We start from the raw sequence: 5,477 nt of genomic DNA on the forward strand, positions 1-5,477 counted from the left end.
CTTTTTCTTCTGGCGCGTTATCGATCTGGTCGAAAGCACGTGCAGAACCGCCGTAGGTTTTAGCCAGTACGGTAGTGATCGCTGCAGTCAGGGTAGTTTTACCGTGGTCAACGTGGCCGATAGTACCGACGTTAACGTGCGGTTTTGTACGTTCAAACTTTTCTTTAGACATCGATTGTCCCTCTAAGACACGGATAAATCGGTGGTATCACCACATCAACCAAGCATTTGCTCGTTGAATCCAGAACAGAAAGAAAATCAGGGGGCGAGAAATTAAGAAGTGGTGCTGATAGGCAGATTCGAACTGCCGACCTCACCCTTACCAAGGGTGCGCTCTACCAACTGAGCTATATCAGCACATCTTGGAGCGGGCAGTGGGAATCGAACCCACATCATCAGCTTGGAAGGCTGAGGTAATAGCCATTATACGATGCCCGCATCCTGGAACTCGGCTACCTGATTTTTCTGTAGAATTTTGGGATGGAGCAGGATTGTTCATCACTCGGCTCGCATCCTTCGGGCCGGCTGCGCCTTGCGCTGCACAGCTCGAACCTTGCCGAAGGCTTCCGCCCTCTCCTCCCGCCATCAACCGTTGCGGTATTTATCGCATCTCAGTTAATCGCCGAAGGCAAGATTTGGTGGTGGGGGAAGGATTCGAACCTTCGAAGTCTGTGACGGCAGATTTACAGTCTGCTCCCTTTGGCCGCTCGGGAACCCCACCAGATTTTAATTACTTGTGACTTGAATGGTGCCGGCTACCGGAATCGAACTGGTGACCTACTGATTACAAGTCAGTTGCTCTACCTACTGAGCTAAGCCGGCATCAAGTGCAGCGCATTCTAGGTAGAGCGGGCGACCTATGCAACAAAAAAATTGCTTTACGCGCACTTTCGCTCATAAATCAGTCAATTTTGCATACTGTCATGCAATTCGCAGCCTGCGGCGTGCAAACATTCATCACTCGCGGCAATCATTCTCTACAATTTTATCCACTTTTTGCAAGCCTTGAGCGCCGCTTTCTCCGTGTCGGGCTTCTCAAAACACTTAACCCGCGACGGTAAACTGTGAGCGGGATCGATGCACCAAAAAGGGGATACCTGCCCCGGACTGCGGCGCGGGCTACACTGATCCCTTGCCCTTTTGCCGTCGCCATGCCTTTCACCGCTGTGGCTCAGTTATTGCTTCTCTTCATTACCCCGCTCCCAGGAGGAATGACCGATGAAAATAGTGCCTATCAACGCCGCTACGCTGCCGATTTACCGCGATGAATTGGCCCGCCTGTTGACCGATGCCGTCACGCACGGCGCTTCTGTCGGTTACGACACCTTAATTCCTCAGGAAGACGCCGAGAGCTACTTCCACAGTCTGCGACCGGCCTTGGCCAAAGGTGAACTGCTGCTGTGGATTGCCCGTGACGAGCGCGGCGTCGTTGGCACCGTGCAACTCGAGCTCTGCCAGAAGCCGAACGGCCGTAATCGTGCGGAGGTGGTGAAGCTGTTGGTGCATAGCCGCGCTCGTCGCAACGGCGTAGGTCAGGCTCTGATGAAAACACTGGAGCACGCGGCACTGCAACAGCAGCGCGGGCTATTGTACCTGGATACGCAGGCCGGTTCGGCGGCAGAAGCGCTTTATCGCAGCCTGGGTTATCGCTGTTTGGGCGAGCTACCGGATTATGCGGCGGGGCCCGATGGGCATTACCATCCGACCGTCATTTATTACAAACGTCTGTTCAGCGTGAACCAACCCTCGCGCGCCATCGCCAGCTAGCCTTCAGGCGGTATCCGGCCCTGATGATACCGCCTTGCAACCCCGCTTTATCAACTGCGTGCCGCTTCGCACAATTGACATAAACTGCTGCCTATCGACAACTTTTGCGAAAAAAGTCTACGCCAAAAACGAAGCTGTCTATAATATGCAGCTTGTTTATTCTCTGGAGTTGGCGTCCGCCGCCTTTCCCAACCTGCGTTAACAGGCAGAATTTGGCTTATGATAAAAAGAGATCAATCTTTAGCAACGCCTTACCTACAGTTCGATCGTACCCAATGGGCTGCGTTGCGAGATTCGGTGCCGCTGACGTTGTCGGAAGAAGAGATCGTTAAACTGAAAGGGATTAACGAAGATCTCTCGTTGGAAGAAGTTGCGCAGATTTATCTGCCTCTGTCACGTCTGTTGAACTTCTATATCAGTTCCAACCTGCGTCGGCAGGCGGTGCTCGAGCAATTCCTCGGCACCGACGGGCAAAAGATTCCCTATGTCATCGGCATCGCCGGCAGCGTAGCCGTAGGCAAGAGCACGACCGCACGTCTGTTGCAAGCGTTGTTGAGCCGTTGGCCGGAACACCGCAGCGTTGAGTTGATCACGACCGACGGCTTCTTGCATCCTAATAAGGTGCTGAATGAACGCGGTCTGATGAAGAAAAAAGGCTTCCCGCAGTCTTATGATATGCATAGCCTGGTGAAATTCGTGTCGGAAGTGAAATCCGGTGCCAAACGCGTCACCGCTCCGGTTTATTCGCATTTGATCTATGACGTTGTGCCCGAAGGTAATAAAGTCATCGAGCAACCGGATATTCTGATCCTGGAAGGGCTTAACGTATTGCAAAGCGGCATGGATTATCCTCACGATCCGCATCGCGTATTCGTTTCCGATTTTGTTGACTTCTCTATATATGTCGATGCTCCGGAGACGCTATTGCAAAGCTGGTATATCAATCGCTTCTTGAAATTCCGTCAAGGCGCATTTTCCAATCCCGATTCTTATTTCCATCACTATTCAAAATTGCCGGAACCGGAAGCAGTTAATATCGCCACCCAATTATGGAATGAAATTAACGGGTTGAATTTGCAGCAGAATATATTACCTACACGCGAACGCGCCAGCCTAATTATGACCAAAAGCGCTAACCACGCCGTTGAAAGCGTGCGTTTAAGAAAGTAAGCCTACCGATCGATTCAGGGGACGTTACCGTCCCCCTTTCTCTAACTATTCCGCACTTCGCAGCGATATCTCTCCACCGATGAAGGGTTTGATCTCCCCGTCTTGTTCCAGCAGCAGTGCGCCCTGCGCATCGATTCCTCGGGCGATACCCACAATCTGCCGCTCGCCAATCAGCAACTTGACCGGCCTGTCGATAAAGTTATCCAGGGTACGCCAGCGACCGATAAAGGGTGCCAGTCCGTCTATCTCAAACTGTTTCAACGACTGACGCAGTTCATTAAGCAGGGTTGCAGCCAGCTCATTGCGATCGATCTGAATTCCCGCTTCCTGTAGATTAATCCATCCCTGGGTAATGGCACTGGCATTGGTATCACGCATCGCCAGGTTGATGCCGGCGCCGATGACCAGTTGAGCCGCATCGCCGGTTTTTCCCGTCAGTTCGACCAAGATCCCAGCCAATTTACGATCGTTCAGATAAAGATCGTTAGGCCACTTCACGCGCACATCAGCCGCACCGAGACGCTGCAGAACTTCCGCCATCACCATCCCGATCACCAGGCTAAGCCCCATGGCCGCAGCCGGACCCTGCTCCAGCCGCCAGAACATCGACAGGTACAAATTAGCGCCGAATGGTGAGATCCACTGCCGCCCGCGGCGTCCTCGCCCTGCCTGTTGGTATTCAGCGACGCAGGCGTCACCAGAGTGCAATTCGGCGATGCGGTCCAGCAAGTATTGGTTGGTGGAATCGACCACCGGCAACACGCTTACGCGCTTGTCTTCCAGCAGGCTGAGGATGCGCTCGGCTTCCAACAGCTGGATGGCGCCAGGCAGGCTGTAGCCTTTTCCGGGCACGGTAAAGACATCCAGTCCCCATTCGCGAATGGTCTGAATATGCTTATTGATCGCCGCACGGCTCATGCCCAGTGACTCACCGAGATGTTCCCCGGAATGGAATTCGCCGTCGGCCAGCAGTGCGATCAGTTTTAACGGAACCTTGGTATCTTTCATGACAGCACCGCTACGGCATTCAGCTCACCGGTCGCGCCAATAAAACGCACCTCAGGTTCCAGCCACACACCGAATTTATCGGCCACCGTCTTGCGTACGTGGCTCGCCAACGCCACCACATCCTGACTGTGAGCGTTGTCGATGTTCACCAGCACCAGCGCCTGCTTGCGGTGTACCGCAGCACCACCGATACGATATCCTTTCAGTTCGCATTGATCGATAAGCCATCCGGCCGCAAGCTTCACCTGGCCATCCTGCTGCGGATAATGCGGCATGCCGGGGCATTTGGCGATGAGTTCTGCGGCTTTCTCTGCGCTCACCAGCGGATTCTTGAAGAAGCTGCCGGCATTGCCTGTTTCACGCGGATCGGGCAGTTTGCTGCGGCGCATGGCGCATACGGATTCAAATACCTGAAGTGGCGTCACCGTGGCAGGATCCAGCTTGGCCAGATCGCCGTAGCTCAATTTGGGTTGCCATTGTTTATTGAGACGAAGACCCAGCCCAACAATGACATGCCCGGTTTGGAAACGGTGTTTAAAAATACTTTCCCGGTAGCCAAAACCACACTCGGCAGCCGGAATGCGATCGATAGCACCGGTAGAGAAGTCCAGCAGATCGACATATTCGCAGACGTCTTTCAATTCGACGCCGTAGGCGCCGATGTTCTGGATAGGGGCGGAGCCCGCTAATCCAGGAATCAACGCCAGGTTTTCCAGGCCACAGATCCCGGCCTGCAACGTATATTGCACCAGGTCATGCCAATTTTCACCGGAGCTGACGTGGAGATGCCAACCATCGCTATCTTCCCGAACGTCGATACCCTTCAACTGATTGACCATTACCGTGCCAGAAAAATCCTCCAGGAACAGCACGTTGCTACCTTCACCGAGAATCAGTAGCGGCTCCTGACGCTTGCGCGTTTGTTGCCACACCTTGAGCATCAGCTCAATTCTATCGGCTATGATCAGGTGCGCTGCGTTGACCGGGAGCGCAAACGTATTGTGGTTTTTTAAAGACGCGCTTTCAGTAGACATAACGTTCAGTACCCATACGGAAATAATCTTTCGCCTAGTCTACTCGATTCGAGGCGTCTGGCTAATATTTGTTTTAATTAACGTGAAATTCATCGACTAATACACTGAAGAATTAAGATTTATCTTTGATATATCCGGATAATTCTCATCAACATGTTCATAGATAGATATTTTTATTATTTAAATAATAATCTGGAGCTATCAATTATATATTGAGCTAGCCACTTTTCTGGCAAAAAACATTATGCTGCCTTATAAGACTAAGCTACATATGCCAAAAAGGCTATTTCCCAAAGTAATAGATACAGTCAGGATATTTATTTTATGCATAGCAAAAAGCCCTGAACGTCAGTTCAGGGCTTTCGGCTTGGTTTGATGCCTGGCAGTGTCCTACTCTCGCATGGGGAGACCCCACACTACCATCGGCGCTACGGCGTTTCACTTCTGAGTTCGGCATGGGGTCAGGTGGGACCACCGCGCTATTGCCGCCAGGCAAAT

The 5,477-nt window shown here is 52.3% G+C and carries 5 protein-coding genes, 4 tRNA genes, 1 rRNA gene and 1 other RNA gene; 2 read left to right on the top strand and 9 right to left on the bottom strand.

Annotated elements, in window-relative coordinates; genetic code table 11:
- The 6 genes from C9411_RS24990 to C9411_RS25015 form a co-directional block, all read right to left on the bottom strand.
- Positions 1–172 (bottom strand): GTP-binding protein (locus C9411_RS24990; protein WP_227255718.1); only part of this gene is annotated, 172 nt, incomplete at its 3' end.
- Between the two features lie 109 nt (positions 173–281).
- Positions 282–357 (bottom strand) — tRNA-Thr (locus tag C9411_RS24995).
- Positions 358–363: 6 nt separating this feature from the next.
- A tRNA-Gly gene (locus C9411_RS25000) sits at positions 364–438 on the bottom strand.
- A 36-nt stretch (positions 439–474) separates the two neighbouring features.
- Positions 475–590: non-coding RNA, RtT sRNA (locus C9411_RS25005), on the bottom strand.
- Between the two features lie 46 nt (positions 591–636).
- Positions 637–721 (bottom strand) — tRNA-Tyr (locus C9411_RS25010).
- Between the two features lie 25 nt (positions 722–746).
- Positions 747–822: transfer RNA gene (locus C9411_RS25015), tRNA-Thr, on the bottom strand.
- Between the two features lie 396 nt (positions 823–1,218).
- Between C9411_RS25015 and C9411_RS25020 the strand changes: the two genes are divergently transcribed.
- Entirely contained in the window at positions 1,219–1,767 is a 549-nt protein-coding gene (locus C9411_RS25020) for a GNAT family N-acetyltransferase (protein ID WP_063988436.1), read from the top strand.
- Positions 1,768–1,986: 219 nt separating this feature from the next.
- Positions 1,987–2,937 carry a type I pantothenate kinase gene (gene coaA, locus C9411_RS25025; protein WP_107228142.1) on the top strand — a complete coding sequence of 317 codons (951 nt, stop codon included), beginning with the start codon at positions 1,987–1,989 and terminating at the stop codon, positions 2,935–2,937.
- 45 nt (positions 2,938–2,982) lie between these two features.
- Here the strand turns inward: coaA and birA are convergent, their stop codons facing one another.
- The 3 genes from birA to rrf form a co-directional block, all read right to left on the bottom strand.
- A complete protein-coding gene (gene birA, locus C9411_RS25030; protein ID WP_063988434.1) occupies positions 2,983–3,945 on the bottom strand; it encodes a bifunctional biotin--[acetyl-CoA-carboxylase] ligase/biotin operon repressor BirA in 963 nt (320 codons plus the stop codon).
- Complete coding sequence (gene murB, locus C9411_RS25035; protein ID WP_107228143.1) at positions 3,942–4,979, bottom strand: UDP-N-acetylmuramate dehydrogenase; 1,038 nt, start codon at positions 4,977–4,979, stop codon at positions 3,942–3,944. The genes birA and murB overlap by 4 nt, the downstream gene beginning before the upstream one ends.
- 377 nt (positions 4,980–5,356) lie before the next feature.
- Positions 5,357–5,472: ribosomal RNA gene (rrf, locus tag C9411_RS25040) — 5S ribosomal RNA — on the bottom strand.
- Positions 5,473–5,477: the final 5 nt, after the last annotated feature.

The sequence above is a fragment of the Serratia sp. Nf2 genome (assembly GCF_003028435.1).
In the GTDB taxonomy this organism is placed as follows: Bacteria; Pseudomonadota; Gammaproteobacteria; order Enterobacterales; family Enterobacteriaceae; genus Serratia; species Serratia marcescens_L.

What these genes read in the sequence shown, in the direction of transcription:
- birA (WP_063988434.1), bottom strand. Translation starts at nt 3,945, where the DNA reads ATGAAAGATACCAAGGTTCCGTTAAAACTGATCGCACTGCTGGCCGAC.
- murB (WP_107228143.1), bottom strand. Translation starts at nt 4,979, where the DNA reads ATGTCTACTGAAAGCGCGTCTTTAAAAAACCACAATACGTTTGCGCTC.
- coaA (WP_107228142.1), top strand. Translation starts at nt 1,987, where the DNA reads ATGATAAAAAGAGATCAATCTTTAGCAACGCCTTACCTACAGTTCGAT.
- C9411_RS25020 (WP_063988436.1), top strand. Translation starts at nt 1,219, where the DNA reads ATGAAAATAGTGCCTATCAACGCCGCTACGCTGCCGATTTACCGCGAT.